General features: G+C 70.0%; 34 protein-coding genes and 1 pseudogene. 21 read left to right on the top strand and 14 right to left on the bottom strand.

All coding sequences use genetic code 11. The features are described from left to right. Positions 1-143: 143 nt before the first annotated feature. From ACIPJ2_RS03015 to ACIPJ2_RS02990, 6 genes and pseudogenes are all read left to right on the top strand, one after another. A pseudogene (locus ACIPJ2_RS03015) lies at positions 144-395 on the top strand (hypothetical protein); the annotation flags it as partial. A gap of 22 nt (positions 396-417) precedes the next feature. Continuing rightward, positions 418-765, top strand: coding sequence for a carboxymuconolactone decarboxylase family protein (locus tag ACIPJ2_RS03010; protein WP_402727501.1), 348 nt, complete (start codon positions 418-420; stop codon positions 763-765). A gap of 120 nt (positions 766-885) precedes the next feature. After that, a complete protein-coding gene (locus ACIPJ2_RS03005) occupies positions 886-1,293 on the top strand; it encodes a cupin domain-containing protein (protein ID WP_402727500.1) in 408 nt (135 codons plus the stop codon). Positions 1,294-1,395: 102 nt separating this feature from the next. Continuing rightward, on the top strand, positions 1,396-2,418 hold the full coding sequence (locus tag ACIPJ2_RS03000; RefSeq protein WP_402727499.1) for a zinc-dependent alcohol dehydrogenase family protein: 1,023 nt from the start codon (positions 1,396-1,398) through the stop codon (positions 2,416-2,418). Between the two features lie 77 nt (positions 2,419-2,495). Beyond that, complete coding sequence (locus tag ACIPJ2_RS02995; RefSeq protein ID WP_402727498.1) at positions 2,496-2,870, top strand: DUF2255 family protein; 375 nt, start codon at positions 2,496-2,498, stop codon at positions 2,868-2,870. Beyond that, on the top strand, positions 2,867-4,084 hold the full coding sequence (locus ACIPJ2_RS02990) for an MFS transporter (RefSeq protein WP_402727497.1): 1,218 nt from the start codon (positions 2,867-2,869) through the stop codon (positions 4,082-4,084). The genes ACIPJ2_RS02995 and ACIPJ2_RS02990 overlap by 4 nt, the downstream gene beginning before the upstream one ends. Before the next feature lie 71 nt (positions 4,085-4,155). Here the strand turns inward: ACIPJ2_RS02990 and ACIPJ2_RS02985 are convergent, their stop codons facing one another. Beyond that, positions 4,156-5,220, bottom strand: coding sequence for an aldo/keto reductase (locus ACIPJ2_RS02985; RefSeq protein WP_402727496.1), 1,065 nt, complete (start codon positions 5,218-5,220; stop codon positions 4,156-4,158). Positions 5,221-5,328: 108 nt separating this feature from the next. Here ACIPJ2_RS02985 and ACIPJ2_RS02980 point away from each other — a divergent pair, with 108 nt between their 5' ends. Continuing rightward, positions 5,329-6,219, top strand: a complete 891-nt coding sequence (locus tag ACIPJ2_RS02980) for a helix-turn-helix transcriptional regulator (protein ID WP_402727495.1) — start codon at positions 5,329-5,331, stop codon at positions 6,217-6,219. Positions 6,220-6,243: 24 nt separating this feature from the next. Here ACIPJ2_RS02980 and ACIPJ2_RS02975 read toward each other — a convergent pair whose 3' ends face one another. Next, complete coding sequence (locus ACIPJ2_RS02975; RefSeq protein WP_402727494.1) at positions 6,244-7,557, bottom strand: MFS transporter; 1,314 nt, start codon at positions 7,555-7,557, stop codon at positions 6,244-6,246. Between the two features lie 172 nt (positions 7,558-7,729). Further along, positions 7,730-7,840, bottom strand: coding sequence for an SDR family NAD(P)-dependent oxidoreductase (locus tag ACIPJ2_RS02970; protein ID WP_402727493.1), 111 nt, complete (start codon positions 7,838-7,840; stop codon positions 7,730-7,732). A gap of 21 nt (positions 7,841-7,861) precedes the next feature. Here ACIPJ2_RS02970 and ACIPJ2_RS02965 point away from each other — a divergent pair, with 21 nt between their 5' ends. Beyond that, positions 7,862-8,161: an aldo/keto reductase gene (locus tag ACIPJ2_RS02965; protein ID WP_402727492.1), complete on the top strand. Its 300-nt coding sequence runs from the start codon at positions 7,862-7,864 to the stop codon at positions 8,159-8,161. Between the two features lie 80 nt (positions 8,162-8,241). Here the strand turns inward: ACIPJ2_RS02965 and ACIPJ2_RS02960 are convergent, their stop codons facing one another. Then, entirely contained in the window at positions 8,242-8,526 is a 285-nt protein-coding gene (locus ACIPJ2_RS02960; RefSeq protein WP_402727491.1) for a hypothetical protein, read from the bottom strand. Here ACIPJ2_RS02960 and ACIPJ2_RS02955 point away from each other — a divergent pair. Continuing rightward, on the top strand, positions 8,516-9,502 hold the full coding sequence (locus ACIPJ2_RS02955) for a LacI family DNA-binding transcriptional regulator (protein ID WP_402727490.1): 987 nt from the start codon (positions 8,516-8,518) through the stop codon (positions 9,500-9,502). The two genes, ACIPJ2_RS02960 and ACIPJ2_RS02955, sit on opposite strands and share 11 nt — an antisense overlap. 65 nt (positions 9,503-9,567) lie before the next feature. On the opposite strand, the gene ACIPJ2_RS02950 is transcribed toward ACIPJ2_RS02955, so the two are convergent. Continuing rightward, positions 9,568-10,833, bottom strand: coding sequence for an MFS transporter (locus tag ACIPJ2_RS02950; RefSeq protein WP_402727489.1), 1,266 nt, complete (start codon positions 10,831-10,833; stop codon positions 9,568-9,570). 160 nt (positions 10,834-10,993) lie between these two features. Between ACIPJ2_RS02950 and ACIPJ2_RS02945 the strand changes: the two genes are divergently transcribed. Genes ACIPJ2_RS02945 through ACIPJ2_RS02930 form a run of 4 tightly spaced genes read left to right on the top strand, consistent with a single transcriptional unit; the run spans position 10,994 to position 14,326 of the window. Beyond that, positions 10,994-12,055 carry a Gfo/Idh/MocA family protein gene (locus ACIPJ2_RS02945; RefSeq protein WP_402727488.1) on the top strand — a complete coding sequence of 354 codons (1,062 nt, stop codon included), beginning with the start codon at positions 10,994-10,996 and terminating at the stop codon, positions 12,053-12,055. Further along, the gene (locus ACIPJ2_RS02940; RefSeq protein WP_402727487.1) at positions 12,052-12,954 is read left to right on the top strand and encodes a TolB family protein; all 903 of its coding nucleotides are present in this window, start codon (positions 12,052-12,054) and stop codon (positions 12,952-12,954) included. Before ACIPJ2_RS02945 ends, ACIPJ2_RS02940 begins: the two co-directional genes overlap by 4 nt. Then, entirely contained in the window at positions 12,951-13,853 is a 903-nt protein-coding gene (locus ACIPJ2_RS02935; RefSeq protein WP_402727486.1) for a Gfo/Idh/MocA family protein, read from the top strand. The genes ACIPJ2_RS02940 and ACIPJ2_RS02935 overlap by 4 nt, the downstream gene beginning before the upstream one ends. Continuing rightward, the gene (locus ACIPJ2_RS02930) at positions 13,850-14,326 is read left to right on the top strand and encodes a heme-degrading domain-containing protein (protein WP_402727485.1); all 477 of its coding nucleotides are present in this window, start codon (positions 13,850-13,852) and stop codon (positions 14,324-14,326) included. The genes ACIPJ2_RS02935 and ACIPJ2_RS02930 overlap by 4 nt, the downstream gene beginning before the upstream one ends. 45 nt (positions 14,327-14,371) lie before the next feature. Here the strand turns inward: ACIPJ2_RS02930 and ACIPJ2_RS02925 are convergent, their stop codons facing one another. Beyond that, positions 14,372-14,797 carry a MerR family transcriptional regulator gene (locus ACIPJ2_RS02925; protein WP_402727484.1) on the bottom strand — a complete coding sequence of 142 codons (426 nt, stop codon included), beginning with the start codon at positions 14,795-14,797 and terminating at the stop codon, positions 14,372-14,374. Between the two features lie 87 nt (positions 14,798-14,884). Here ACIPJ2_RS02925 and ACIPJ2_RS02920 point away from each other — a divergent pair, with 87 nt between their 5' ends. Continuing rightward, positions 14,885-15,712 carry an SDR family oxidoreductase gene (locus tag ACIPJ2_RS02920; protein WP_402727483.1) on the top strand — a complete coding sequence of 276 codons (828 nt, stop codon included), beginning with the start codon at positions 14,885-14,887 and terminating at the stop codon, positions 15,710-15,712. A gap of 81 nt (positions 15,713-15,793) precedes the next feature. On the opposite strand, the gene ACIPJ2_RS02915 is transcribed toward ACIPJ2_RS02920, so the two are convergent. Continuing rightward, positions 15,794-16,477 (bottom strand): SDR family NAD(P)-dependent oxidoreductase, encoded by a 684-nt coding sequence (locus ACIPJ2_RS02915; RefSeq protein ID WP_402727482.1) that lies wholly within the window; start codon positions 16,475-16,477, stop codon positions 15,794-15,796. A 64-nt stretch (positions 16,478-16,541) separates the two neighbouring features. Here ACIPJ2_RS02915 and ACIPJ2_RS02910 point away from each other — a divergent pair, with 64 nt between their 5' ends. Beyond that, complete coding sequence (locus tag ACIPJ2_RS02910) at positions 16,542-17,405, top strand: helix-turn-helix transcriptional regulator (protein ID WP_402728307.1); 864 nt, start codon at positions 16,542-16,544, stop codon at positions 17,403-17,405. 25 nt (positions 17,406-17,430) lie between these two features. Here the strand turns inward: ACIPJ2_RS02910 and ACIPJ2_RS02905 are convergent, their stop codons facing one another. Next, a complete protein-coding gene (locus ACIPJ2_RS02905) occupies positions 17,431-17,937 on the bottom strand; it encodes a VanZ family protein (RefSeq protein WP_402727481.1) in 507 nt (168 codons plus the stop codon). Further along, positions 17,934-18,644, bottom strand: coding sequence for a TetR/AcrR family transcriptional regulator (locus ACIPJ2_RS02900; protein WP_402727480.1), 711 nt, complete (start codon positions 18,642-18,644; stop codon positions 17,934-17,936). Before ACIPJ2_RS02900 ends, ACIPJ2_RS02905 begins: the two co-directional genes overlap by 4 nt. A 96-nt stretch (positions 18,645-18,740) precedes the next feature. Here ACIPJ2_RS02900 and ACIPJ2_RS02895 point away from each other — a divergent pair, with 96 nt between their 5' ends. Then, complete coding sequence (locus ACIPJ2_RS02895; RefSeq protein ID WP_402727479.1) at positions 18,741-19,481, top strand: SDR family oxidoreductase; 741 nt, start codon at positions 18,741-18,743, stop codon at positions 19,479-19,481. Between the two features lie 63 nt (positions 19,482-19,544). Further along, positions 19,545-19,751, top strand: a complete 207-nt coding sequence (locus ACIPJ2_RS02890; RefSeq protein ID WP_402727478.1) for a tautomerase family protein — start codon at positions 19,545-19,547, stop codon at positions 19,749-19,751. 45 nt (positions 19,752-19,796) lie between these two features. On the opposite strand, the gene ACIPJ2_RS02885 is transcribed toward ACIPJ2_RS02890, so the two are convergent. Then, entirely contained in the window at positions 19,797-20,402 is a 606-nt protein-coding gene (locus tag ACIPJ2_RS02885) for a TetR/AcrR family transcriptional regulator (protein ID WP_402727477.1), read from the bottom strand. A gap of 51 nt (positions 20,403-20,453) precedes the next feature. Between ACIPJ2_RS02885 and ACIPJ2_RS02880 the strand changes: the two genes are divergently transcribed. The 3 genes from ACIPJ2_RS02880 to ACIPJ2_RS02870 all read left to right on the top strand — a co-directional run bounded on the left by ACIPJ2_RS02880 (position 20,454) and on the right by ACIPJ2_RS02870 (position 22,513). Beyond that, positions 20,454-21,332, top strand: a complete 879-nt coding sequence (locus ACIPJ2_RS02880) for an SDR family NAD(P)-dependent oxidoreductase (protein WP_402727476.1) — start codon at positions 20,454-20,456, stop codon at positions 21,330-21,332. Between the two features lie 130 nt (positions 21,333-21,462). Further along, positions 21,463-22,110 (top strand): DUF308 domain-containing protein, encoded by a 648-nt coding sequence (locus tag ACIPJ2_RS02875; RefSeq protein ID WP_402727475.1) that lies wholly within the window; start codon positions 21,463-21,465, stop codon positions 22,108-22,110. A gap of 79 nt (positions 22,111-22,189) precedes the next feature. Beyond that, the gene (locus tag ACIPJ2_RS02870; protein WP_402727474.1) at positions 22,190-22,513 is read left to right on the top strand and encodes an LPXTG cell wall anchor domain-containing protein; all 324 of its coding nucleotides are present in this window, start codon (positions 22,190-22,192) and stop codon (positions 22,511-22,513) included. A 107-nt stretch (positions 22,514-22,620) separates the two neighbouring features. Here ACIPJ2_RS02870 and ACIPJ2_RS02865 read toward each other — a convergent pair whose 3' ends face one another. Genes ACIPJ2_RS02865 through ACIPJ2_RS02855 form a run of 3 tightly spaced genes read right to left on the bottom strand, consistent with a single transcriptional unit; the run spans position 22,621 to position 24,043 of the window. After that, on the bottom strand, positions 22,621-22,944 hold the full coding sequence (locus ACIPJ2_RS02865) for an ArsR/SmtB family transcription factor (RefSeq protein WP_402727473.1): 324 nt from the start codon (positions 22,942-22,944) through the stop codon (positions 22,621-22,623). Then, entirely contained in the window at positions 22,928-23,365 is a 438-nt protein-coding gene (locus tag ACIPJ2_RS02860; RefSeq protein ID WP_402727472.1) for an SRPBCC domain-containing protein, read from the bottom strand. Before ACIPJ2_RS02860 ends, ACIPJ2_RS02865 begins: the two co-directional genes overlap by 17 nt. 33 nt (positions 23,366-23,398) lie before the next feature. Further along, complete coding sequence (locus ACIPJ2_RS02855; protein WP_402727471.1) at positions 23,399-24,043, bottom strand: alpha/beta hydrolase; 645 nt, start codon at positions 24,041-24,043, stop codon at positions 23,399-23,401. Positions 24,044-24,139: 96 nt separating this feature from the next. On the opposite strand from ACIPJ2_RS02855, the gene msrA reads away from it, so the two are divergent. Then, a complete protein-coding gene (msrA, locus tag ACIPJ2_RS02850) occupies positions 24,140-24,661 on the top strand; it encodes a peptide-methionine (S)-S-oxide reductase MsrA (RefSeq protein ID WP_402727470.1) in 522 nt (173 codons plus the stop codon). A 62-nt stretch (positions 24,662-24,723) separates the two neighbouring features. Here msrA and ACIPJ2_RS02845 read toward each other — a convergent pair whose 3' ends face one another. Then, the gene (locus ACIPJ2_RS02845) at positions 24,724-25,515 is read right to left on the bottom strand and encodes a phosphatase PAP2 family protein (protein WP_402727469.1); all 792 of its coding nucleotides are present in this window, start codon (positions 25,513-25,515) and stop codon (positions 24,724-24,726) included. Positions 25,516-25,535 lie beyond the last annotated feature (20 nt).

The following is a 25,535-nucleotide window of genomic DNA, read 5'->3' as shown; positions in this document are numbered from 1 at the left end:
TTCGGCAGCGAGGCCGGACACGACGGCGGTAGGAAGTACGGCGACATGCCGACTCGGCGCATGTTCTTGGTCAGCTGACACCGGCTGAGGGGTTCTCTGGGCTGGCATTCCTTCGAGGGCGCGCCGCTCCTAGCGTCGGTGTCATGGTCGGGTCACCGGCCGCGGAGCGACGACAGGAGCCACCAGTGACCCTCCACAACGACGCACAGCACGAGCTCTCGATGCTGTTCCCGGACGCCACGATCGGACTCGCCAACTGCGACCTCGACCGCGAGGACCGGCTGATCTACCAGCCGGCAGCGACGATCGCGATCGGCGCGCTGAGCGAGTTCCGTGGACTGCTCGGTGCAGCGCTCGAGAACGGTGTCACGCCGGTGCAGGTGAAGGAGCTGGCGTACCAGGCCGTCGCCTACGTCGGTGTTGCCCGGGTCCTCGACTTCATCGCGATCACCAACGACGTCCTCACCGAACGCGCCTGCGGACGCGCAGCGGTTCCAGCGGTTCCTCTCCGCGAACTGCCACGGCGACCACTACACACGGCCCGGCTGCGACGTGCAACAGCGCGAACTGATCACCTTCGCATTGCTGGTCGCCCTCGGCGGGGCGGACAGCCAGGTCAAGGCGCACGTCGTCGCCAACATCACCGTCGGCAACAACCGAGCGCAGCTGCTCGACGTCCTCACCGCGCTCCTGCCCCAGATCGGCTGCCCACGCACCCTCGACGGGCTTGCGCAGGTCGACACCGCCGCCCCTGCCGCCAGCTGACGCCGTGAGGGTTTCCCTGTCAGGGCATCCCTCACAGCTGCGCAGCGCCATAACGTCGAACGCGGTGCAGCCGACCGGTCCGTCGACCAGCTGCCATCGCCCGTCGTGAAGGAGCAACCCATGTCCCAGGAGATCCTGCCGAAGCAACCGACCGCCAAGAACCCGCCGGAGCAGTTCGCCGGCGACGTCTGGGTCGACCCGATCGTCACTCCGCAGGACGACGACCAGCGCGCCACGCTGGCGCTGGTGAAGTTCGCCCCCGGAGCCCGCACCGCCTGGCACTCCCACGCTCGCGGCCAGTTCCTCCGCATCACCCAGGGCGTCGCGCACTTCGGAACCCGCGACGGCGCGCTGATCACAGCACATCCGGGCGACACCGTGTACGTCTCCGCCGGCGAGGAGCACTTCCACGCCTCCGCGGAGGGCACGTTCATGGAGCACTTCGCGATGCTCGAGAACGCCGATGACCCCTCGACCACCACGACCTGGCTCGAGCACGTCACCGACGAGGACCTCGCCGGCCACTGAGCCGCACAGCACCCTCGCCGACATCCCGCACCGTCGCGGCCGGACCACATCGGTCCGGCCGTCGTCGTGTGCGCCACCACCCCTCACGAAAGGACTCCCGCCATGCGAGGAGCAGTGATGTACGCCCCGGGCGACGTCCGCGTCGACGAGCGCGACAAGCCCACCATCGTCAAGCCCACTGACGCCGTCATCAAGGTCGTCGCCACCTGCGTGTGCGGGTCCGACATGTGGCCCTGGCGCGGCGTCGAGCCCACCGAGCAGCCCACGCCGATGGGCCACGAGTACGTCGGTGTGGTCGAGGAGATCGGCGACGACGTCCGGAACATCGAGGTCGGCCAGTTCGTCATCGGCTCGTTCATGGCCTCGGACAACGCGTGCGAGATCTGCCAGGCCGGCTTCCAGTCCGGCTGCATCCACGTCGAGTTCGTCGGCGCGGGCGGCGCACAGGCCGAGTACCTCCGCGTCCCGCTCGCCGACGGCACCCTCGTCGCGACGCCGGAGATGCCCGCCGACGACAAGATCCCGTCCCTGCTCGCAGCGTCTGACGTCCTCGGCACCGGCTGGTTCGGCGCGAAGGCCGCCCTGGTCGGCCCCGGCAAGACCGTCGTCGTGGTCGGCGACGGCGCCGTGGGCCTCCTCGCGGTCCTCGCCGCGAAGCAGCTCGACGCGGACCGCATCATCGCCATGTCTCGTCACGAGTCCCGGCAGGCTCTCGCTCGGGAGTTCGGCGCCACCGACATCGTCACCGAACGCGGCGACGAGGGCGTCGCGAAGATCAAGGAGCTCACCGGCGGGCTCGGCGCACACTCCGTCATCGAGGCGGTCGGTACGCAGGAGTCGATGATGCAGGCGATCCGGTCGGCCCGGAACGGCGGGCACGTCGGCTACGTCGGTGTCTCCCACGACGTCGAGCTGCCCGGCGAGGAGCTGTTCTTCTCCCACGTGCACCTGCTCGGCGGCCCGGCACCGGTCCGGGAGTACCTGCCGGAGCTCATCGACCTCATCTGGACCGACGCGATCGACCCCGGCCGCGTGTTCGACCTCGAGGTGTCCCTCGACGACATCGCCGAGGGCTACCAGGCCATGGACGAGCGACGCGCGATCAAGGCCCTCGTCCGCCTCTGACGGCGCCCGTCCCATCAACCGGGCCTCCGGCGGCGTCCCCCTCGCCGCCGGAGGCCCACCTCACGAACAGGAGCACCATGCCCACCTGGAACGCCGACACCATCGCCGCGATCGCCAGCAGCGATGACCTCCACGTCAGCCCGTTCCGGGCCGACGGCGTGACCTACGGCACGCCGACCTGGATCTGGTCCGTCGTCGTCGACGGCGACCTCTACGTCCGCGCCTACAACGGGCGGAACTCCCGCTGGTACCGGTCCGCGATCGAACAGGGCGCCGGCCGGATCAGCGCGGCCGGCACGCAGCACGACGTCACCTTCGAGGCGGCCGGCCCGGATCTGAACAGCCGCATCGACGCCGCCTACGAGACGAAGTACGCCGGCAGTGAGTACCTGCCCCCGATGCTGCAGGACGGCCCGACCTCGGCCACCGTCCGGATCAGCCCGCGATCGTGAGCACAGACACCACGCACAGCGACAGCACGCCGACGGCCGGCACGGCCTCCACGACGGGTGGCCGGCTGCCGTTCGTGGTTCCGCTGCTCGCCGTGGGCACGTTCCTGATGAGCACGAGCGAGAACATCGTCGCCGGGCTCCTGCAGGAGATGTCCGCCGACCTGCACCTCCCGGTCGCGCAGGTCGGTCTGCTCGTCACCGCGTTCGCGGTCGGGATGATCGTCGGCGCCCCCGTGATGGCCGTCGCCACCCTCCGGCTGCCGCGCCGGGGGACGCTCATCGCCGCACTCGTGGTGTTCGCGCTCGGCCACGTCGTCGCCGCCCTCAGCGACAGCTTCACCATCGTGGTCGTCGCCCGGGTGATCACCGCGGTCGCGACCGGCGCGTTCTGGTCCGTCGCCTCAGTCGTCGCCACGACCGCCGCCGGCCCCGGCCGGAGCTCCCGAGCGCTCGGCGTGATGATGAGCGGCGTCGGCCTCGCGACGGTGGCCGGCGTCCCGCTCGGCTCCCTCGCCGGCCAGGTCATCGGCTGGCGAGGATCGTTCTGGGCTCTCGCCGTCCTCGCTGCCGTCGCCGCGGTCGTGATCCGCCGGTACGCACCGGCCGACGGACCCCGTGCGCAGCAGTCCGCGATGGCGGAGATCCGGGCACTCCTCACCGGGCGGATCCTGCTGTTGGTGATCGCGACGATCCTGATCACCGGCTCCTACATGGGCGCCTTCGCGTACATCTCCCCGCTGCTCACGGACCGCACCGGCCTGCCGCTGTGGGCGGTACCGATCGTCCTGGTCTGCTTCGGGATCGGAGCACTCGTCGGGACGAACCTCGCCGGTCGACGCGCCGACACGAGACCGATGAGCACGTTCATCGGCGCCGCGGTCGGCGTCGGGGTCGTCCTGGCGCTCCTGCTGCCGTTGTCGGCGTTCGCCGTTCCGACCCTGGTGCTCGTCGTCGCCCTGGGGATCACCGGGATGGCCGTCCCGCCCGTCGCGACCGGCCTCGCGGTCCGGTTCGCCGCGTCCGCGCCGACCCTTGCTGCGGCGGTCGCCGTCGCGGCGTTCAACCTCGGCATCGCGATCGCCTCCGGAGTGGAGAGCGCGGCGCTCGACGGTCCGCTCGGCGTCACCGCCCCGGAGACGATCGGCGTCGGGCTCGTGGTCCTCGGGCTCGTCCCACTCACGCTCCTGGCGCTGCGCACGCGGGGCGCTGACTGAGTTGCCCCACTGACGGACGGGAGGCGCGGTGCCAGCTGGCACCGCGCCTCCCGTCCGTCATCGGGTCGGCGTCACTGCGCGGCCCGGATGGTGTCCATCAGCGGCACACCACCGTCGACGCTCCTGGCGCGCTGGGCGGCACCGAACGGGCCGTACGGGTACTGGCCGACCTTCGGCGCGCTGACGGCGTCGAGGCGGTCGCGGATCGCGTCGTCGAGGTGCAGGTCAGCGGCAGCGAGGTTGTCGTGGAGCTGTTCCGTGTTCCGAGCTCCGATGATGGGGGCGGTCATGCCGGGGCGGTCGTGGAGCCAGCTCAGCGCGACTCGCGCGGGGCTCTGACCGATCTCGGCGGCAGCGGCGACGAGCGCGTCCACGACGTCCCACGTCTGCGGATCTGCGGCGCGGTAGGACGCCGTGTACTCGTACACCGGGTTGTCGGAGCTCGCTCGGGTGCCCGAGCTCGGGTTGCTGTCCCGGCGGTACTTGCCCGTCAGGAAGCCGTCGGCGAGCGGTGACCACGCGAGGATGCCGAGGCCGTTGTACGCGGCGCCGCCGAACACGTCGGACTCGCTTTCTCGGGACAGCAGGCTGTACTGCTGCTGGATGGTGACGGGTGCGTCAACACCCATCGCCTTCGCGGTGGAGACCATGAGCTGCAGCTGCCAGCCGGTGAAGTTGGAGATGCCGACCTGGTGGATCTTGCCGGCACTGATCGCGTCCCGCAGGAACGAGAACGTCTCCTCGACCGGGGTGATCGGGTCCCAGGCGTGCAGCTGGTAGAGGTCGACGTTGTCGCGTCCGAGGCGCCGCAACGACTGGTTGAGCTGGCGGTCGAGGTGCCGGCGGGAGTTGCCCTGGTCGTTGATGCCCGGACCGAGCGGCGACCGAGCCTTCGTCGCGATCACGATGGTGTCGGTGACTTCTGCCGGGCGGGCGGCGAACCATTTGCCGAGGGTCTCCTCGGACTTCCCGCCGCCGTAGACGTTGGCGGTGTCGATGAAGTTGCCGCCCGCGTCGACGTAGGCGTCGAGGACGGCGAATGCGTCTTCTTCCGGGGTCATCGTCCCGAAGTCCATCGTGCCGAGCGCCATCGACGAGACGACGGTGCCGGAGCGACCGAGTGTGCGGTGCTGCATGGTGTTCCCCTCTCGTGCTGTCGGGGTCGATGGTCGTCGCGGACGCTGCCGTGAGGGGTTCCCTGGTAGTGCGTCCCTCTTGGACGTGCACCCTCGTAGGGTCACTGCATGAGCTCGAACCGCGACGACGTGAAGGACTTCCTCGTCAGCCGGCGCGCGCGGGTGCGTCCCGAGCAGGTCGGCCTCCCAGCGGGTCCGAACCGACGGGTCGAGGGTCTCCGCCGCGGCGAGGTCGCGATGCTCGCCGACGTCAGCGTGGAGTACTACTCCCGCCTCGAGCGCGGCAGCCTCGCGGGCGTGTCCGACGGTGTGCTCGAGGCGGTGGCTCGGGCGCTGCTGCTCGACGATGCCGAACGCGATCACCTGTTCGACCTGGCGCGCGCCGCGAACGCCTCCCCAGTGCGCGCCGGCCGCCGCTCCTCGACACCGAAGACGCTCCGCATCGGCCTGCAGTACACCCTCGACGCGTTCACCGGCGGTCCGGCGTTCATCCGCAACGACCACCTCGACATCCTCGGCGCGAACGCCCTCGGACGAGCCCTCTACGCCGACCTGTTCCGGAAGACGGAACGGCCGAACCTCGCCCGGGCGGCGTTCCTCGACCGTGAGTGGTCCGACGCGTTCTACCCGGACTGGGACGTCGCCGCCGACCAGAGCGTCGCGATCCTCCGCGCTGCCGCGGGACACGACCCGTACGACCGGGACCTGCAGGACCTGATCGGTGAGCTCTCCACCCTGAGCCCGGAGTTCCGCGCGAAGTGGGGTGCCCACGACGTCCGCCGGCACGCGACCGGGGAGAAGCACTTCACCCACCCGGTGGTCGGCGCGCTCGACCTCTACTTCGAAGGCTCCCGGTTGATGAGCGACCCTGCCCTGAGCTTCCTGCTCTACACGGCCGAGCCCGGCTCACCGACCGCCGACGCCCTCCGGCTGCTCGGCACGATCGACGCCACCGAACGGCGGGACGCCGCTCGCGTCGCCGACCAGACCAACCTCTGACGACCAGTCGCGATCGCCCGTTCGTCATGCGGTCCGGATGCGGGTGGCGGCGACCGCGGCCACGAGGATCACGGCTCCGGCGACGACGAAGCTGACCTGGGTGCCGGCCACGAAGTGCGCCCGGTCGGCCAGGAGCGCGCCGAAGACAGCGATGGCGACTGCCCCGCCGACCTGCCGGAACGTGTTGAACACGGCACTCGCAGTGCCGGACCGCTCGGCGGGGACGCTCGCGAGCACCACGGAGGTTGCCGGCGGCATCGCTACGGAACCGCCCGCGCCGGTCAGGATCGTGCAGACCGCGACGGCGATCCACGAACCGAGTGGCGCGAGCACGATCATCACCACCAGACCCAGGACCATCGTCGTCAAGCCGGCGACGACCGGAACGCGGGCACCGAAGCGGTTGGCGAGGGTACCGCTGACGATGTTGCCGACGATGCTGAACGCGGCCGACGGGAGGAACACCAAGCCGGCGAGCAAGGGCGACAGTCCGAGGTGTTGTTGCAGGTACAGGCTCAGTACGAAGACGCTGCCGAAGTTGCCGACCATGAACGCGAACCCGACGCCGAGCGCGATCCGCATCCCGCTCGACCGGAACAAGTCGAGCGGCATCATCGGGTGCCGACCGCGCGCCTGGACGGCGACGAACCCGACGAGCGATGCAGCGGCGATCACGAGTGCGGTGACGACGTACCAGGCGGAGAAGCCGTGTGCGCCGCCTTCGATGAGGCCGAACACGAGCCCCGCGAGGGTGAGCAGCGCCAGCACCTGACCGGCAGGGTCGAACCGGCTGGGACGTCGGGGTGAGGGTGCCACCTTCACCAGCAGGCTCAGCATGACGGCGCACACCGGGAGGTTGATCGCGAACACGAGCCGCCAGTCGATCGTCGTCAGCGCACCGCCGAGAAGTGGTCCGACGGCTCCGGCGACCGCACCGCCGACCGCCCAGATCCCGAGCGCGTGAGCGCGCTCGCGGGCGTCGGGGAACGCCTCGCGGATGAGCGCCATCGACGCCGGCAGCATGACCGCCGCCGCCGCGCCCTGTACCGCCCGCGCTGCGATCAGAGCACCGAGTGTCGGCGCGAGTGCGCAGGCGACCGAGGCGACGAGGAAGCCGGCGATGCCCCATCCGATGGCACGCTTCGCGCCGATGCGGTCCGACAGGTTCCCCGCGAACAGCAGCAGAGACGCGAAGAGCAGCGTGTAAGCGTCGATGACCCACTGCAGACCTGATGTGCTGCCACCGAGCTCACGGCCGATCGTCGTGAGTGCGACGTTGACGATCAGGATGTCGAGCGTGATGAGGAAGAACCCCAGTGACCCCAGCAACAGCGCCACCCGAGGGGCTCGTGGCGAGTCGGGACGTGCAGGGTGGACCAAGGCGGTCGTCGAGGTAGTCACAGTCTGATGCTCGCTGACTCCGCGCAACGGCGGGATGCCCTGACGGGACACCTCTCACAACAGTGAGTCGGGTGACGAACCGCCGTCCGGCATGCGTGTTGCCGCCATTTCACCTCGACCTGGTCGAGGCGATCGTGATCACGTGGCCGCTGCGCTGCTGGCGCATCACGGGCAGGATCGCGCGCGTGACGTTGAGGGGGCCGAAGAAGTTGACCTCCATCTGCTTGCGAGGATCGGCCTCGTGCCCTACTCGCCCCTCGGCCATGGCCTCCTCACCGGACAGATCCGCTCCGTCGACGACTTCCCCGCCATCGGCGCCGAGATTGGGGCGACGCCCGCCCAGACTGCCCTCGCCTGGCTGCTCACCCGCGGCGACGACATCGCACCCATCCCGGGCACCCGCCGGGTGCAGCGTGTCGAGGAGAACACCGCCGCGGACGGCATCGAGCTGTCACCCTCGCAGCTGGAGCGACTGGTCAGCCTCACTCCTGCCGCCGGCGCGCGCCACGACGAGGCGAACATGGCCTCCATCGACCGCTGATCCGGCGACCACGCCTCGGTGCGCATGACGGGAGGCACGGTGCCAGCTGGCACCGTGCCTCCCGTCCGTCACGAGCCGCGTCAGACGTCCGTGGTGACGCTCTTCGACGCCAGGTCCGCGACGTCGACATCCCTGTCGGTGAACGCCTCGGATCGCGTCCGCGCGGTCGCGAGGAGATCCTCGAGTAATCGGATCATCCGTCGGGTGGACTGCACGACGGCGACGAGGACAGCGACATCGCCGTCGTCGAAGCCCAGGGCCTCGCCGCCCTCCCGCACCCTGCGATGTATTGGCCCGTGCCAAACTGAGACGGTGAGCCCGGAGACCGAGACGCATCGTCGACGAATGCCGACGATGCGTGACATCGCGGTCCACGTCGGTGTGTCGCGACAACTCGTCTCGTTGGTCCTGCGTGATGCACCGGGGCCGAGCGCGGAGTCACGCGACCGGATCCTGGCCGCGGCCGAGGACCTGGGCTACCGGCCGAACGCGTCGGCTCGCCTGCTGCGGCAGCGACGCACGCACCTGATCGGCGTGCTGTTCGCGATGCGGAACCCGTTCGAGGTGCGGTTCGTCGAACAGCTCGAGAGCCGGGCCGCGGCACTCGGGTACGGACTGGTGCTCGGCGCGCGGAGCGGAGACCGTTCCGACGACGCGGTCATCGAGCAGCTCATGGCGCAGCGCGTCGAAGCCCTGATCGCGTTCAACCCGGACCCGGGTGCGGCCGGCCTGGCGGACGCGGTGGAACAGATCCCGGTGGTCTGGATGGGCGAGCGGGCGAGCATCGCCGGGGTCGACAACGTCCGTGTCGACGAGGATCGCGGCCTGCGCCTGGCCATCGACCACCTCGTCGAGGCGGGGCACCGGGACATCGCCTACGCCGGTGGTCGCGGTGGTGTCGTCGGTCGCGACCGTGCGGAGGCGTACCGGACGGCGATGCAGGACGCGGGCCTCGGGAGTCACGTGAACGTGCTCGTGTCGGACTTCGACGAAGAGAGCGGCGCCGCGGTCGCTCGGCAACTCGCGCATTTGCCCGCGACGACGCGCCCCACTGCCGTGATCTGCTGCGGAGACCTCCACGCGACTGCGGTCCTCGCGTCGTTCGCGCAGCTCGGCGTTCGGGTGCCGGAGGAGATCTCGGTCGTGGGGTTCGACGACAGCTACGTCGCTGCGCTCTCCTACAACCGTCTGACGTCGATCCGACAGGACGTCGACGTCACTGCTGCGGCCGCGATGGCTCGTGTGGTCGATCGTCTCGACGACGGTGCGACGGAACCGGTGGAAGTGCTCACCGCGACGGCGCTCACCGTTCGTGCGTCGAGCGGCGCGTCTCCGCGCTGAGTGTTCGCAGTCTCGACGGTGCGGGTCGGATGTGCATCCGCCCCGCACCGTCGCAGCGGTGCGTCCTAGCGGACCTTCTTGATCGGCAGGACGACCACCGCCCCGATGAGAGCGATGATGCCGGCACCCCAGAGCAGCACGGGGTAGTTCTGGGTGCCGCCGCAGATCCCGAGGAGGAAGAGGCCGATGGCCGCACCGACCGACTGCGGCAGGGAGTTGGCGATGTTGATCACGCCGAGGTCCTTGCCGGGCTTCTCGGGATCGGGCAGGACGTCGACGACGAGTGCGTTGTCGACAGCGACGTAGATGCCGTACGCGAATCCCATGACCGCTTCGGCGACGTAGAAGTGGCTGAGGTCGGTGGCGAACGCGAGGACGACCAGTCCGACACCGAACAGCACCGTCGAACCCGCGACGAACACCTTCCGTCGGTGGAGCACGTCGGAGAGCCAGCCGGAGATCGCGATCGCGACGAAGAGCGTCATGGTGTAGATCAACACGCCGGTGGCGACAGCCGGGACCGCGTCGGCGGTGGAGAGACCGAGGTGGTCTTCCATGTAGAGCAGCCGGAAGGTGGTGAACAGGAACGAGGCCAGGGTGATCAGGAACCGCGACCACCAGGCCAGACCGAAGTCGGGGTTCTTGATCGGGTTGGTCCAGAAGGTGTTGACGAGGGTGAGGAAGCTGAAGGGCTTCGGCCGTTGCTCCGGCAGACGGTCCGGGGTGACCAGGACGTAGACGACGACGCAGAGCACCCCGAACAGTCCCGGCAGGATGAAGACCAGCGGCAGGCTCCACGCGAACCAGGCGGCGACGTAGGTGCCGGCGAGGATCGACACGTTCTGAGCGAGCCCGAGCACGCTCGAGGCCCTGCCGCGCTGGTGCTCGGGGACGTTGTCGGCGAAGTTCGCCACGAGCGCGGCGAACGCGGCGTTCGAACCCGTCTGGCAGACGAGCCACGCGATGGCGAGGATGACGACGTCCGGAGCGACGGACACCCAGGCCAGTCCGAGGGCGAGCACGACGACGCCGCCGAGCAGCCACGGCTTCCGGCGACCCCAGCGGGTGCGGGTGCGGTCGCTCAGCATGCCCCAGAGCGGGTTGCCGATGACCGCACCGATCGTCCCGACCGGCAGGACGACAGCGAGCACTTGGGCTGGGTTGTCCGGGTTGAGGACCTGCGCCTTCAACTGCATGCTCACCATCACCGGCGTCAGGATCGCCAGGAAGATGCCGAACTGTGCCAGGCCGATCGCTGCGATGTACCAGTTGCTGACGCGTGCCGTGGCCACAGCGGTGGTGAACGGATGTACGGGGATCCTCGTCGACATCGACGCCTCCTTGAGTCGGGCTCGCGAAATTGGCTCGTGCTAACCTCACTGATGCGAGAGGTTATCTCGTGCTAAACAGAATTGGTACCCCCCAGCGGCGAAGTCGCCCGACGCCCGATCGAGCATCGTCGCCGCACCCGACTCGACGACAGGACGACGCATGCCGCTCACCTCGCTTCCCGAGCCCGATCTGTTGCTCCCGAACTCCGGCGAACCCGCGCTGCGGTGGGGTCTGCTCGGTCCGGGGTGGATCGCCGGCGAGTTCGTCGCCGCCGCCCACGCGCACACCGCACAGCGCTTCACCGCCGTCGCGTCGCGGTCCGCCGAACGAGCGGCCGCCTTCGCAGCCCGGCACGGCATCGAGCACGCGCTCGACGACTACGAGGCACTGGTCTCCCATCCCGATGTCGACGTCGTCTACATCGCCACCCCGCAGAGCCAGCACCTCGAGCTCGGGCTCCTCGCCATCGCCGCGGGCAAGCACGTCCTCGTCGAGAAGCCCATCGCCCTCACCGCGGGTGAAGCGCAGCAGCTCGTGGACGCAGCGTCCGCAGCCGGAGTCTTCGCGATGGAGGCGCTGTGGAGCCGGTACCTGCCGCAGACCTCCGTCGTCCGGAAGCTCCTCGCGGACGGCGCGCTCGGCGATGTCCACACGGTGCACGCCGACCACGGGCAGGCGATCCCCGCTGATCCGCAGCACCGGCTGTACCGGCCTGAGCTGGGTGGCGGTGCGCTGCTGGACCTCGGCATCTACCCGGTCCAGTTCGACTCCATGGTGCTCGGTGCGCCGACGTCGGTGCTCGCTGCCGGAGGGCTCACCGAGACCGGGGTGGACGCCTTCTCGACCCTGGTGCTCGGCCACGGCGTCGGGAAGCAGTCGACCGTGACGACGTCGATGCTGACGAACACCCCGACGCGGGCCTCGATCTCCGGGTCCGACGCGCGCATCGAGTTCGACTCGTTCTTGTACACGCCGTCCTCGTTCCGGGTGCTCGCCAACGACCCGAACGCGCCGGACCAGGGGGTGGATCTGCAGTACACCGACGAGACGGGCCTGCGCCTGTTCCAGGCGCTGTCGTGGGAGGCCACCGCGCTCGCCCGGTACGTCGGCGAAGGGCGCACCGAATCGCCACTGCACACGCTCGCGGAGACCGTCTCCATCCTGGACACGATCGACCAGGCGAAGGCGCAGATCGAAGCGCACGCATCGGTGCTCGCGTGACCGCCGAGGAGACGTCCGTCCCGGAACGTCGGCTCCTGCCGGGGCAGCAGTGCCGGGTCCGTGTGTACGACGTCCGGTCCGGTGCGATCAGGACGGTCTTCGAGAGCGCGGAGACGCTCTTCGAGGCGCCGAACTGGACGCGCGACGAGCACCTCGTCGTCAACGGCGACGGTGTGCTCTGGAGCCTGCCGGCCGACGGCTCCGCTGCGCCAGCACCCGTGCACATCGACGGCGTACCCGCACTGAACAACGACCACGTCCTGCATCCGACCGAGGACCGGGTCTTCGTCTCGGCGAACGACTTCCACGTGTACGGGGCACCGCTCGCCGGCGGAACGGCCAGACGGATCACCCCTGACGACGGCGCCCTGCACTTCCTGCACGGTGTCTCACCCGACGGATCGACCCTGGCCTACGTGCGCCTCACCCCCGCGGGAGGGAACTGGTGGGCCAGCGCGACCATCCACGAGATCGGCGTCGACGGGACGGGCGACCGCGCCGTCACCACCCACCCGGGCCCCGCTGACGGGCCGGAGTACAACCCCGACGGCACGTGGATCTACTGCAACACCGAGCAGTTCGAACCGGGACGTGCGCAGATCGCCCGGATCCGACCCGACGGCACGGAGCTCGAGCAGCTCACCTTCGACGAGCGGGTGAACTGGTTCCCGCACATTGACCCAACCGGGGAACGAGCGGTGTACCTCAGCTTCCCCGACGGCACCGCGGGACATCCGGCCGACAAGGCGGTCCATCTGGTCCTCGTCACCGGCGACGACTGGCAGCACGGTGTCGTCGTCGCTGCGTTCAACGGCGGGCAGGGAACCATCAACGTCAACAGCTGGGCGCCCGACGGTCACGCGTTCGCCTACATCGACTACCCGGTCGCGCTGCGATGAGCGAGACGGTCTTCCCCGACGTGCGCGGCCCGTCGCTCGACGGCACCCCGGGGCTCCGGTGGGGAGTCATCGGCACCGGGCAGATCGCTGCGGACTTCTCCGACGCGCTCCACGCCCACACGGCGCAGCGCGTGACAGCGGTCACGTCACGTTCGGCTGATCGCGGAGCGGTGTTCGCCCGCGAGCACGGCGTCGAGCGCGTGTTCACCGACGCGCAGGCCATGGCCGCCGACCCGCACGTGGACATCGTGTACGTCGCGACACCGCACCGACAGCACCACGCCGGAGCACTCGCCGCCATCGAGGCCGGGACACCGGTCCTGATCGAGAAGCCGCTCGGCCTCACCGCTGCCGAAGGACGCTCGGTCGCCGCCGCAGCACGACGGGCCGGTGTCTTCGCAGCCGAGGGGATGTGGACCCGCTACCAACCGGGCTTCCACGTGCTCGAGGAGCTGATCTGGAACGGGGCCCTGGGCGACGTCCGGCTCGCCGACGCCGCGGTCGGCTGGATGGTCGACCCAGGAGGCCCTGGCCGCATGTTCGACCCGGCCGAAGGCGGCGGGGCGCTCCTCGACATGGGCGTGTACGCGCTGTGGTTCGCACAGTTCGCCATCGGCCATCCCGCATCCCTCACCACCACCGGCAGCACGGCGGACGGGGTCGACGTCGAATCCGCCACGATCCTCACCGGTCGGAGCGGGGCGATCGCGACTGCGTTGACGACGCTCCGTGCGACCACCGGCCGAGCCGGGCTCGCGTACGAGGCGGCCGCAGTCGCTTCCTACGTCATCGACGGCCGAACCGAGTCGCCGCTGCACTCGCTCGACGACTCCCTCGCGCTCGCGCGCACCATGGACACGATCCGCACCACACTCACCGAACAGGACCGACCCCGATGAACCCTGCAACGAACGACACCCTGACGCTCCTGACGCGCGAAGACACCGAACTCCGGTTCGCAGCGTTCGAACACGACGACGCGATCAGCGTCGGCCAGCGGGTCATCGACCTCGCCCGGCAGCGGGAACTGACCATCTCGGTCGCCGTCTGGCTCGGGGAACAGCTCGTCTTCCAGGCCGCACTCGCCGGCACGACCGCCGACAACGACGGCTGGATGAACCGGAAGGCCGCGGTGGTCCGGCGCTTCGACAAGGCGTCGCTCCTGGTCGCCGAGCAGATGGCTGCGTACGGCATCGACGACCCCGCGACGGCTCGTATGGTCGACCCGATGCTGTACGCGTTCAACGGGGGAGCCGTACCGATCCGCATCGGCGCGACGCAGGTCGGCGTCGCAGTCGCATCCGGTGTCAACGACGAGGTCGAGCACGCGCTCGTCGTCGAAGCCCTTCGCGCACAGCTCGCCGAGCGCTGAGGACGCAGTGAGTGAGGCCGGTCGGGCTCCAGCGGCGGCTCCGCATCAGTCGCACTCCGGCCCGTTCCGCCACAGTCCGTCCGCCGTGCCCTCGGAGAGCCGCCGCTCGTACAGGTCCACCTTGTGGTGGATGACCGCGAGCGCGTCCTGCAGGTCGGCCACCTGCCGCCGGACGTTCTCCTCGTGCTCCTGGAGGACCGCGAGCCGTTCGTGCTCGTTCCCGGGTCCGGCGACGACGAGCTCCACGTAGGCCCGGATCGACGGCAACGGCATGCCGGACGACCGCAGTTTCGTGCAGACCCGCAGCCATTCGACGTCCTCGACCGAGAACACACGGCGGCCGGCCGAGTCGCGGCGCACCGGCATGGGGAAGAGCCCCTCCTTCTCGTAGAAGCGGAGGGTGTGGGTGGTGAGCCCGGTCTGCTCGCCGACCTCGCCGATGGTGAAGGTGCGCTCCTGGGTCGTCGTCATGTCCCGAGCATAAGCACTTGACCTCGAGTCGACTCGAACTCCTACCGTGCTCATGTCGCCGAGAGACTCCCGGCGTGGAAGGACACCATGACCACCTGGTTCATCACCGGCACGTCGACCGGTTTCGGTCGGCTCCTCACCGAACAGCTCCTCGCCCGTGGAGACCGCGTCGCGGCGACGCTCCGTCGGCCCGAAGTGCTCGACGACCTCCGCGAGCGCTTCGGCGACCGCCTCTGGGTCACGCGGCTGGACGTCACGGATCCCGACGGGGTCCGCGAGGTCGTCGACCGCGCGTTCGCCGAGCTCGGCACGATCGACGTCGTCGTGAACAACGCCGGCTACGGCGTCTTCGCCTCGGTGGAGGAGGCGTCGGACGAGCAGATCGAGCGCGTCGTCGACACGAACCTGCTCGGCTCGATCCGGGTCGTCCGCGCGGCACTCCCCCACCTCCGCGCGCAGGGCTCTGGGCACATCGTGCAGGTCTCGACCGCCGGTGGACAGACCACGTACCCGAACTTCAGCTACTACCACGCGTCGAAGTGGGGCATCGAGGGCTTCGCGCAGACCCTCGCCGCCGAGGTGGCCCCGTTCGGCATCACCGTGACCATCGTCGAGCCCGGCGCGACGCCGACCGGCTTCGGGAGCGGGCTGGACCGTGCGCCCGTCATGGAGGCGTACGACGCGACCCCTGCCGGTGACGTCCGGCGCGCGCTGGCGGACGGCGGGTTCCCGCTGCCGAACGACCCGGACAAGATCGCCGCCGCGATCGTCGCGCACGTGGACTCCGGCTCGACGGCGCTCCGGTTGCCGCTCGGCTCGGACACCTACGAGGACGTCCGAGGGGCGCTCCAGGCGCGCCTCACCGAGCACGAGGCGGGGCGGGACACCGCCTACTCGGTGGTCGCCGCGAGCTGACGGTCGCGAGTGCCCACCGGACTGGAGGCTCGGTGCGGGCCCGCACCGTGCCTCCAGTCCGATGATGGTCCCGTCGGTCCGTCACCAGGCGAGTGGGCCGCCTTCGTCCTGGAGGGTGCCCGTCGGGCCCTCCGCGCCGAGCGTCGCGAGGCGGACGACGACCCGTGCGCTCTCCTCGACCGGTCGGCCGATGCCGAACCCCGCGGTCATGTCCGTCGCGGTCGGGCCCGGCTCGACGGCGTTGAACCGGATCGCGGGGTGTGCCTTCGCGTACTGCACGGTCAGCATCGTGGCCGCCGCCTTCGACGCGGAGTACAGCGGCAACGGCAGGGTCGACTCGACGCGCTCCGGGTTGGTCACCGCCCAGAACGAGCCGAGGCTGCTCGACACCGTGACGACGTTCGGGTCGTCGGAGCGCTGCAGGAGCGGGAGCGCGGCCTCGGTGACCCGGACGATCCCGACGGCGTTCGTGTCGAACGTGCGGAGGGCGGTCGGGCCGTCGATCGTGGTGTCGAGCACGCCCGCGTTGTGGACGAGCACGTCGAGGCGACCTTCGGCGGCGTCGATCGTGGCGAGGGCGGCGCGGACCGAGTCGTCGTCGGTCACGTCGAGCTGCACCGACCGCGCTCCGATCGACTCGGCCGCCCTGGCACCGCGTTCGGCATCGCGTGCGCCGATGTAGACGGTGTGCCCCAGGTCGGTGAGCTGGCGGGCGGTCGCGAAGCCGATGCCCTTGTTGGCGCCGGTGATCAGGGTGACGGTCATGCGTGGGTCCTCTCGAAATGCTGTGCCGGGGTCGGCCGTTGTCGACGGTATGCGCGCTGACGTCCTGCTCCCAGAGCCCTCTCGTCCCGGGGGTCCCGCGGGGCCCCCGCTCGACCAGCGCCCTCCTGCCGGGCGGAGTAACCCCCTCGGGGAGTATCTCCGGGCCCGTCGAGAGCTCGTCACGCCGGAGGTCGCCGGCATCTCCGTGATCGGCGTCCGGCGGGTGCCCGGCCTCCGTCGCGAGGAAGTGGCGATGCTCGCCGGCATCAGTGCCGACTACTACCTGCGGCTCGAGAAGGGGCGCGACCGGAACCCGTCCGTGCAGGTGCTCGATTCCCTGGCCCGCGTCCTCCGGCTCGACGACGACCACCGTGCGCACCTGCTCGGCCTCGGCGGCGGCGACCCGGCGCACCGTCGTCCGCGGCAGGGAGCGACCGAGGTACCGGACAGCGTCCGGAAGCTCCTCGACTCGATCGACCAGCCGGCGTTCATCGAGGACCGACACTTCGACGTCGTCGCGTCGAACGAGTGGGCTCGGGCGCTCTCGACCGGGTTCGACGTCGGTGGCAACCAGTTGCTCGCCCTGTTCGAGGACCCGTCCGAGCAGGCGATGTACCCGGACTGGGAGAGCGTGACCGAGTGCTTCGTCGGGAGCTTGCGGCAGGTCATCGGCAACGACGGGGATCGGCGCTTCGAGGAGCTGATCACGGCGCTCGCCGGGAATCCGCGGTTCCGTGAACTGTGGGCGCGGCACGAGGTGCAGGGGCAGAGCAGCGGAACGGTGCGGATCGTGCACCCGCACGTCGGGCCGCTCACCCTGAACCGCGACCGTCTGGAGGTCAGCGGCACGGACGGTCTGGCGCTCGTGGTCCACCACGCGGACGCGGGGTCCGTCGACGCCGAGCGGCTCCGCGCGCTCCTGCCGTAGCCACTCGGCCGTCGCGGCGCCCTGGTCAGCTGCCGAGCGCGGACCTCGCGGTTCTGCGACGTCGATCGGCCTTGCAGATGACGAGGGCGACGAGGGCGGCGAGGAGTGCTCCGACGGCGTTCATGAACGAGTCGTTCGTGTCGCAGCGACGACCGAGCACCGGCGCGAGGGCCTGCACGACCTCGATCGAGGCGGAGAGCGTGACCGCGCCGGCGAGGACGACGAGGGGGCGGTTCGTCGCCGTTCCGAGGAAGAGCACGAGCGGCAGCAGCATCGCGACGTTGGCGAGCGTGTCGATGCCCTGGAACGGCGCGGAGAACTGCACGGTGCAGGTGATGCCTCCCGACCGCGCGCCGTCGGGCAGCAGGGTCAGCACGAGCACCGAGACGAGCGACGCCCCGGACAGTCCCAGCAGCACACCGCGGAGCCGTAGGCGGTGGAGGAGCCATGCGAGCGCGGCCGCGACGGCGACCGCCACCCAGAACGCCGGGCGGACGAGTGGTGCGTGTTCGACGAGGAAGGTGGAGATCACCGGGAGTCCGCCTCGGAATCGAGTCGGTCGAGCCACAGCCGCATGAGCGCGGATTCCTCCGGGAGCAGGGCGGTCGATCCGCCTGCTTCGAGCCGCGCGCGGAGCTGACGTCGGGAGGCCGCGTCGACGTCGTGCTGGTCCCCGCTGGACGAGCCCACGAGCACCGCATCGAGGACCGCGTTCCGGAGCGCGTCGGCGACGTCGTCGGAGTCGTCGCGACTCTTCGTGTCCATCCGGTCGAGCGCGAGTCCGACGTTCGCGGCGAGCAGCATCGTCACCGCGACTCCGACGTCGACACGGAGCATGCCGGCGGCCGCGCAGCGGGTCAGCGTCCGTTCGAGCAGCGCCGTCACGCCGTCACGCGCCGAGCTGCTCGCCCACGGCCGGGGAGCGAACATCAGTCGGTAGAGCGCAGCGTGCTCGCGTGCGAATGCGAGGTGGTCGTCCCAGCCGCGGCGCAGGTCCGCTGACGGGTCGTCGGACACCTCGAGCTCGGCCTTCCGAGCCGCGTACCGCTGCAGTCCCGCGTCGGCGAGGGCGTCGAGCAGCCCACGCTTGTCACCGAAGAGGCGGTAGAGGACGGGTTGCGTCACGCCGACCGCTTCGCAGACGGCACGGGTGGCGATGTCCCCGTCGGGAGCTGCGATGAGCTGCTCCTCCGCCGCGTGGAGCAGCGCGCTCCGGAGTGCTTCGTCAGATCGGGCCATGGAGCGATCGTAGCGCAGGTGCTATCAGTGATCGTAACCGTGCTAATCTGCCGCTAGCGCTGCAACCAGAAGCGCATATCATTGAAAGGCACCGCAATGAGCAGCACTCCACAACGCGTCGCCGTGGTCACGGGCGGCTCCCGTGGCATCGGCCGCGCGGTCGCGACCCGGTTGGCGGCGGACGGCTTCACCGTCGTCGTGAACCACGCCAGCGGATCAGCGGCGGCCGCCGCCACCGTCGAGGAGATCGAAGCCGCTGGCGGTCGCGCCGTCGCCGTGCAGGCCGACGTGGCCGACGAGCACGCCGTCGCCGCGATGTTCGACCGGATCGAGGCCGACCACGGCGGCATCGACGTCGTCGTCCACTCCGCCGGACGGCTCGCACTGTCGACGATCGCCGACCAGGACCTCGATGTCCTCGACGCACTGCACCGGACGAACATCCGCGGCACCTTCGTCGTCGCGCAGCAGGCCGCCCGTCGTCTGCGGTCCGGTGGTGCGTTCGTGTCCATGTCGACCTCGGTCGTGGGGACGCAGTTCCCGACCTATGGGGCGTACGCCGCGAGCAAGAGTGCCGTCGAGGGCATGACGATGATCCTGGCGAAGGAGCTCCGCGGCCGGGACGTCACCGCGAACGTGGTCGCGCCGGGGCCGACGGCGACCGAGCTCTTCCTCGACGGCAAGACGCAGGAACAGATCGACACGCTCGCGAAGGTCCCACCCCTCGAGCGCCTCGGCACGCCGGAGGACATCGCCGGTGTCGTCGCGTTCCTCGCCGGGCCCGACGGCCACTGGGTCAACGGCCAGACGATCCGTGCGAACGGCGGGATGGTCTGATGTCCGGCTCACGGCTCGTCCTCGTCGCGGACCGTCCGCGCCACCCCAACCGAGAGGAACACCATGCCCTTCGTCAACATCAAGGTCCCCGCTGACACCCTGACCGCCGAGTCGAAGAAGAAGCTGCAGGACGCGGTCACGGACGCCATCGTCGAGGTGTACGGCGAGCGAGCGCGCCCGACGACGCTCGTGATCCTCGACGAGGTCGCCGACGGCGGCTGGATGCTCGGCGGCACCGTCCTCAACGAGGCGATGCTCGGCCGCGTCTGAGTCGCTGCTGACGGCGTGACGGGATCCCGGCGAACCGGGCGCTCGTCACGCCGTGGTGGCGCCGCCGAGCTGCTCCTCGATCTGCGGGAGGAGCATCCGCACGGCCGTGACGACGACCTCGTCCACACGATCCGGCGGGATGCGGCCGGCTGCTGCCAGTGCGCTGATGCCCTCGGTCGTCGCCGCGAGCAGGAAGGGAACCGGGCCCATCGACCCCGGGTCGCGCTCACCGAGCAGTTCAGCGCCCAGCGCGAAGAACCGCTCCGCCGCGGACTGCGACTCCGGGTCGCGCTCGGTGCGCGAGCCGTCGTCGGTCGATGTGAACATCAGCTGGACGAGGGGGCCGTTCTGCTGGGCGAACCGGACGTGTGCCCGGACGTACTCGGTGAGACGAGCTTCGAGGTCCCCGGTGCCGCGAGCGACTTCCAGGTGACCGCGCAGCTCGTCGAAGCCGTCTGCGGCGATCGCGTCGAGGACGGCGCTGCGGTCGCGGAAGTGCCGCAACGGTGCCCCGTGACTGACGCCGACGCGGCGGGCGAGCTCCCGGACCGTCACGGCTTGTTCCCCTTCTTCGATGAGGAGCGCACGACCTTCCCGCACGAGCTCCTGTCGGAGTGACCCGTGATGGTACGGACGTGCTTGCCCACTCATGACCCCAGTGTAGGCGTTGACAACAAAGTGGTCACTGTCTACATTGGCGACATGGACGACATCAGGACCGGTCGCGCGCCGACCGACGAGACCGTGATCATCACCGGCGGCACGAGCGGCATCGGCCGAGCGACCGCAGTCGCGTTGGCGGCGTCAGGAGCGCGCGTCATCCTCGCGGTCCGCAACGAGGAGAAGGGGCGCGCGGTCGCATCCGACCTCCCCGGCACACGCGGAACCCACCGGGTTCGTCACCTCGACCTCGCCCGGCTCGAGACGGTCGAGGCCTTCGCGGGCGGCGTCGACGAGCCCGTCGCGATCCTCGTCAACAACGCCGGGGTCGAGTCCAAGGACCTGCAGCGAACGGCGGACGGGCACGAACTCCAGTTCGGGACGAACCACCTCGGGCACTTCCTGCTGACGACGCTGCTCCTGCCGCGGATCACCGACCGGGTCGTCACCGTCGCCTCCCAAGCGGAGCGCATGGCCCGGCTCGACCTCACCGACCTCGACTGGTACCGGCGCACCTACAACGCCGGCCGTGCGTACGCCGATTCCAAGCTCGCCAACCTGCTGTTCACCTCCGAACTCGACCGGCGCCTCCTGACCTCGGGTTCGCACGTGCGCGCGTTCGCCGCCCACCCCGGCCTGGTGAAGACGGCCATCTACCAGCGACCGGCCGGACAGCGCCCCAACCTGTGGGACCGTCTCGTCCCGATCCTCGGGCAGGAGCCGGAGGACGGTGCGCTGCCGTCCCTCCTGGCCGCGACTGCCGACCTGCCCGGCGGGACCTTCGTCGGACCGCAGCGCATGATGCACATGCGCGGCGGAGCCGAGGTCATCGGCCGGTCGAAGCAGGCGCAGGACCCGGAGACCGCGGCACGCCTCTGGTCGATCTCCGAGCAGATGACGGCAGTGGACGCCCGCCCGTGAGCATCGTCCTCGATGACGCGCGCTCGGTTGGGCGGCAGCGCGCGGTCCACCGCCACCAGCGTTGACCGGTGTGCGAGTAGCCCCAGCTTTGGGGCTACTCAGCTGTCGCATATATTGAGATGTTGTCGCTATGAGCAACGTTCCCGACCAGTACCCTGCGCAGTCCCCTGGGCAGCCGAGCCCCTTCCAGCCGCCGCAGGAGACTCCAGATGCCCAACGTCGGGGAAACCCCTTCGGCCTGGTCGCCCTGATCGTCGGGATCGTTGCGATCATCGGATGCGCGATCCCGATCGTGAACAACGTCTCGATCGTCCTCGGCGTAATCGCGCTCATCTTCGGCATCATCGGATTGGTGGTGAAGCACCGACGGCGCGGCCTCGCCATCACGGGTGTGGTCCTCGGCGCGCTCTCCGTCATCGTCGGACTGTCGACCCAGGCGCTCTACTCCGCCGCGATCAACAGCGTCGCCGAGTCCATCTCGTCTGCGTCGGCCGAGTCCTTCGACAAGGAACACACTGTGACGATCGAGGTGACAGGAGACTCCACCGACGCGAACATCTCCTACACCACGGGCGGAGGCTCCGAGCAGGCCTCGAACCCGTCGTTACCGTTCACGAAGGACATCACGGTGAAGGGAGATTCCTACGGCTCCGTGACCGCGACGAACGGACAGACCGGCAACACGGTGACCTGCACCGTGAAGGTTGATGGCGAGCAGATCTCGACGAATACCTCGACCGGGCAGTACGCCAGCGCGTCCTGCGACTACAACGGCTGAGGAGAGAGCAAGTCGTGAGCGCCAGCGGCACACGCACCTGCAGCCACTGAGGAGACCTCGGCTCGTCGCTGATCGCTCAGTGCGCGAACGACCAGTGCTCTTCGCCGGCCGACGTCGTGCGGGGCGTGAGCCGGAGTCGCCGACGCGGATCGTGAATGGCCTCGAGGATGAGCTTCATGTCGTAGAGCACGGGCGCACACTCACGCCGTCGGCAGCCGCGCCGACGCCCGCCCAGTGCACGCCGACCGCGGAAGCCGTCCGCGCCGGCAACGGACCGGGCGGTGAGCTCGCCTCCACCGGCACCGACCCCACCGTCCCCCTCGGGATCGCGGGAGCGCTGCTCGCCGCCGGCACCGCACTCACCGTGGTCGCCCGTCACCGCCGACGCGCCAGCCGCGCCTGATCCGTCGACTTGACCGGCGGTGAACGCACCGCCACCTGCCGGACTGGAGGCTCGGTGCGGACCCGACCCGTGCCTCCCGTCCGGTGCTCGGAACGCGTGACGAGCGGTCACAGCTGCGCTTCGGCCACCCGCTTCAGCAGGGCGAGCTGGCTGGTCCAGGTGGAGACGGACTCCGAAAGGTCGGCGACGGCCGGCTCCAAGGGTGCGGTCACGGCTTCGTAGACGGTCTGGCGTCCGACGCGTTGCGACCGGACCAGGCCGACCGTCTCGAGGACCGCGAGGTGCTTGGTCGTCGCCTGACGCGTGATGGGCAGATCGCGCGACAGCGTCGTGATGCTCGCGGGAGAGCGCGACAGGGCGTCGAAGATGGTGACACGGGTGGGGTCCGAGAGCGCGGCGAGGACGCTCCGCGTCTCAGGGGCGAGGGGCATCGGACTCGCGCTCCGACCGCTGCCGGAGCAGCCCGAGCTCCTCGGTCCAGCCGGACACGTTGTCCCCGTAGTTGCGTCGGTGCTGATCCGGGTCCATCTGCGCGAAGCCACTCTCCACGACGGACACGCGCACGGTGTCCGGATCAACGGTCGTCAGCGTGAACTCCACCGTCGTGCGCGGGACGTCGTCGCCCCCGGGTTGCCACGTGAAGACCGCCCTCGTCATCGGTTCCAGCGCGACGACGCCGACCGTGAAGGCACCGAGCGTGGCATCGGTCACCGTCCACTCCGCTCCACTGCGCTCGATCCGATGGCCGCCGAGGGTGCCGGTGTTGATCCACCACCCGGGCTCGGAGACGAGTTCCCACACTCGCGCACGGCTGGCGGTGATGTCCACGCTCGACTCGATGCGATCCTTCATGCAACCAAATGGTTGCCGTTGTCGACGGTCTTGTCAAGGGATCTGCTGAGCGAGCCAGGCGCGCACCACGTCCTCGTCGGCAGGGGTGATGCCGTGGCCGACGTCGAGTGTCGTGTGCTGGACGGTGGCGCCCGCGTCCCGGAGCCTGCTCGCCACGTCGATCCCGTCCTCCGGCACCCGACGTGCATCGTGGCGGGCATCGAGCACCAGGATCGGCATCGAGAGGCGCACCGGGACCGGTCCCGAGCGGAACGGCGCTGCCGGGCGGATGAGGACCGCTGCGGCGAACAGGTCCGGCCGTGTCTCGACCAGGGCTGCTGCCATCACCGCTCCGTTCGAGAAGCCGATCACCCACCTGCGCCGATCCCCTCCGACCAGGGACCCCGCGAACTCGATCGCATCGACGACCGGATCGATGCGGTCGCGGACCAGCGCTTCGTCGATCGCCCGGTCTGCTCGCCGGTCGAAGAACGCGTGGCCGAGCGGGGTCGTCGCGGCGCCACGGAGTGCGATCGTCGCGCTGCCGAGCGCGACGCGACCGGCAAGCGGCGGCAGGTCGGTCTCGTGGCCGTCCGATCCGTGCAGGAGCACCAGTGACGATCGGGTCGCAGCCTTTCCCGACGCGACGGTCAGCGACACCCCACGAGGGGCGTGCAGCAGCCGGCGGGAGGATGACATGATCCGACTCTGCCCCGGACGACGGGAACAGGGAACGCCCGTCCCGTGTTGCATCGAGCAGTGCCCGAACCAGTGGCACGACCGAAGGAGGCCAGCATGACCACCACCGAAACCGCCATCCTCGCCGGCGGCTGCTTCTGGGGAGCGCAGCAGCTCCTCCGTCGTCGACCCGGCGTCATCAGCACCCGCGTCGGCTACTCGGGTGGCGACACCCCGAACGCGACCTACCGGAACCACGGCGACCATGCTGAGTCGGTCGAGATCGTGTTCGACCCGTCCGTGATCTCGTACCGCGACCTGCTCGAGTTCTTCTTCCAGATCCACGACCCGTCGACGAAGGACCGCCAGGGCAACGACGTCGGCCGCAGCTACCGTTCGGCGATCTTCTTCACCTCACCCGAGCAGGAGCGGGTCGCACGCGACACGATCGCGGACGTCGACGCCTCGGGGATCTGGCCAGGCCGGGTCGTCACCGAGGTGGAGCCCGCCGGAGCCTTCTGGGAGGCCGAGGAGGAGCACCAGGACTACCTCGAGAAGTACCCGGCCGGCTACACCTGCCACTTCGTGCGGCCGGGCTGGAAGCTGCCGCACCGTGACGAGGCGACCGCGGCGGTCTGATCCGGTCACGACACAGGACGGGAGGTGCGGTGCCAGCTGGCACCGCGCCTCCCGTCGTCCGTTCAGTCGGCCTGGCCCGCGTCGCCCGCCCGGTCCTCGGAGAGCGACAGGTGGAGTCGGTGCGCGGTGATGACCGCGGTCGCCCAGCCGAGGCCGGTGGTCCACCCCATCACGACGTCGGTGAACCAGTGCGCGCCGAGCAGGACCCGGGACGCTCCCACTGCGGCGATGGTCGTGCCGGCGGCGGTGGCGAGGGCGACCTCGTTCCCTCGCCGCCGCTGCTGCAGCATGAGCAGGTACGCGACGACCGCGCCCACCGAGGCCGCGTTGATGGTGTGTCCGGACGGGAACGACGGCGAGTGTTCGTACGGCGGGGCCGCTTCACGACGGGGCGGCCGGTTGCGGTGGACGATCCGCTTCCCGAGCAACGTCATCGTCAGGGAGCCACCGCCGGCAGCCGCGACGAACGCGAGCGGTGTGGCTGTGCGGGATCGCAGCGCCAACACGGCGCCGGTCCCGAGCGTGAGCAGTGGCATGCCGACCGGTCCGAACCCGTACGCGATCGAGCCGGCGGCGGTGTTGACCGACGGTGAGCGGAGGCGCTTCGCGAGTCGGAGCGCCGGACCGTCGAGTCGCTGCACCCCGGACCGACCGGTCACGTCGTCGTAGACGGCGATCGCGGCGGCGGTGCTCATCGCGACGACGACGCCTCCGGCGACGAGCCCGAGCGTGGACGCCGCGCGCCCGCCGACCCGTTGTGCGACCTTCCGGTGCGCGCGGGCGAGCCGTTCGCCCGGTCGGGTCGACCACGTCCGTACGTCTCGCCCGAACACCGTCGTCGTCGCATCGGTCACGACATCATCGTGCTCCTCTT

It is taken from the genome of Curtobacterium sp. NPDC090217 (assembly GCF_044746705.1).
Lineage (GTDB): Bacteria > Actinomycetota > Actinomycetes > Actinomycetales > Microbacteriaceae > Curtobacterium.
Note: the sequence above shows the minus strand (reverse complement) of the source record. Positions and strands in the feature narration are given on the sequence as shown.